The organism is Paenibacillus paridis (assembly GCF_006345825.1).
Classification (GTDB): Bacteria; Bacillota; Bacilli; order Paenibacillales; family Paenibacillaceae; genus Pristimantibacillus; species Pristimantibacillus paridis.
In genome coordinates this window covers 1-2,290 of sequence record NZ_VCIX01000019.1, presented here as the reverse complement: position 1 = coordinate 2,290, position 2,290 = coordinate 1, and the positions used below count along the sequence as shown (strand labels likewise).

The following is a 2,290-nucleotide window of genomic DNA, read 5'->3' as shown; positions in this document are numbered from 1 at the left end:
GACCCATCCTCTCCAACTAAGAGGTATTTTCCACTGAATAGAAACGAGTCTACATGATCGACAATTCCCGCTGCACCGTAATATGGATACTTACCTTTCATTTCCTGTCTTTTTACACTCGATAATGGAATTCTCTTTGAATTGTAGTTCTCACTGACATAACCAATACTTTTCACTTCCCAACCCTTCGGAATCATCCCCAATTCTGATTCTTCAAACTCCCCATCTTGGAACGGGCCGAAATCCACTAACCAGTGCTTATATAGGGTCATCGCCATTTGTTCCAAGGTTTCGTTCATATGGCGGTTGAGTTCGATTTTTTCGTCGAGGGACCCGAGAAGATCACCAATTTTCCTTTGAACAGGATATGGTGGAACTGGTATTTTCACCTTCTTAAGTTCCGAACTCTTTATACCTTGTACAGTAGTGCCACTGGCTCTGCCTGAAAGCTCCCCTTGAACAGGCTCAAACCACAATGCGTATTTCAAAAAAGTGTTATCAAGAATATTTATTTTTCCGCGAATTGTGATAACCCGTTGGGCCAATGCAAATCTATCTTTTATTTTTAACTGAGCTACTTCACCTAGTGGAGCTTCTGTTGTTATTACGATATCTCCATACTGGGGTATTCCACGCCGCATCCATTCGTCATAATCGTCTGGGCTAATATACTCAGTAGGATCCAGTATCGTTCCGTTCTTAATAATCTTGGCTGTTATAAGAGGGATGCCAGTTTCCGTCTTTTTAGGTGTTTTTCCTCGATAATCTATAAATGTTTCTACTACATCTTGAAGGGGGAGTAATTTCCAATTCATTAAACTATCCCCTCCAAGTTCCGCTGAATACGCTCCTGTAACCTATTTGACTCCACAAACTGCTCCTGTAGCGTAGCCATCAACTCCGCCATTTTCTCTTCAAATGGAACATCGTCTACCTCGGCAGCTTGTGTACCCACATAAATGCCAGGTGTCAGCTTATAATCATTTCCACGCACCTCATCAAGTGAGGCTTCTTTACAGAAACCCGCGATGTTTTCATACCGACCATCCTGCATTTTAAACGCATGGTACACCGCTGCGATCTCATTGATTTCTTCTTCCGATAGAGCNACCATCCTGCATTTTAAACGCATGGTACACCGCTGCGATCTCATTGATTTCTTCTTCCGATAGAGCCTTTTGCTTACTACTAACTAAGGAACCCTTTTTACGTGCATCGATGAACAGAATTTTTTCCTTCCGTGCTTTACGGTTTTTGCTTAAGAAAAAGAGACAGCAAGGGATTCCAGTGGTGAAAAACAGTTTCTCAGGTAACTGTACGATGCAGTCGATGTAACCTTGATCTACAAACGCTTGACGAACTTCTTTTTCACCCGTTGTAGTGGTCGTCATTGCTCCGTTAGCCATCACAGTACCAGCAGTGCCACCATCTTTGAGGTGATACAAGAAGTGCTGCAGCCAAAAGTAGTTTGCATTTCCATTCGTAACTGCTTTGTCATATTCGATTACTAGCCGTGGATCATCCTTAGGCAGGCGATCGGCTCCCCACTCTTTCAAATTAAATGGGGGATTGGCGATCACATAGTTAAACTTTTGGCCTTCGTACTGGTCATTTAGGAGGGAATTTCCTAATCGTATTTCCGCATTCATGCCATGCATCAAAACATTCATTTTACCCAGGCGTAGAGTAAGATCGACATTCTCCTGACCGTAAAAGGACAGCGAGTGTTTGGATGGAGCATACTCCTCCGATTGAATGAACATTCCGCCAGAGCCGCAGGCAGGGTCGAACACGGTGCCTTCTTTGGGTTCAAGCATAGCGACCAATAATTGGACGATACTGGCTGGCGTGAAAAATTCACCGCCGCGATTTCCTTCGGAGCTCGCAAAGTTCCCAATAAAGTATTCATATACGCGACCTAATACGTCGACTGCATTTGNTTTGAACCGCTGCCGCTAAATACATCGCGGGAAAAGATGGTGACGAGCTCCGATATGTTCTCTGCAGGTAAGTTTGATGCTTGGTAAATATTACGAGGTAAAACACCTTGAAGATCAGGATTTTTCTCTTCAACCAATCGCATGGATTTGTCGAGAATCTCCTTAATATTAGGCTGCTTCGCCTGCTCCACAATATAGGACCATCTTGCATCTTCAGGCAGAACGTATACCCGCTCAGACGTGTACTGGTCAGGGTCGTCCAACATTTCGAGCCTCAACTCCTCATCCTCAAAGTACATATCGCTCTGAGGATTACTGAGTAGTTGCTCCAACTCCTGGCGGCGCTTTTC

The 2,290-nt window shown here is 44.1% G+C and carries 1 protein-coding gene and 1 pseudogene; both read right to left on the bottom strand.

What is annotated here, in order from left to right; all coding sequences use genetic code 11:
• Positions 1-815, bottom strand: an 815-nt coding sequence (locus FJQ58_RS00270; RefSeq protein WP_202915174.1) for a restriction endonuclease subunit S, incomplete at its 3' end; no start/stop codon positions are given.
• A pseudogene (locus tag FJQ58_RS33365) lies at positions 815-2,290 on the bottom strand (N-6 DNA methylase); the annotation flags it as partial. The pseudogene FJQ58_RS33365 and the gene FJQ58_RS00270, both read right to left, overlap by 1 nt.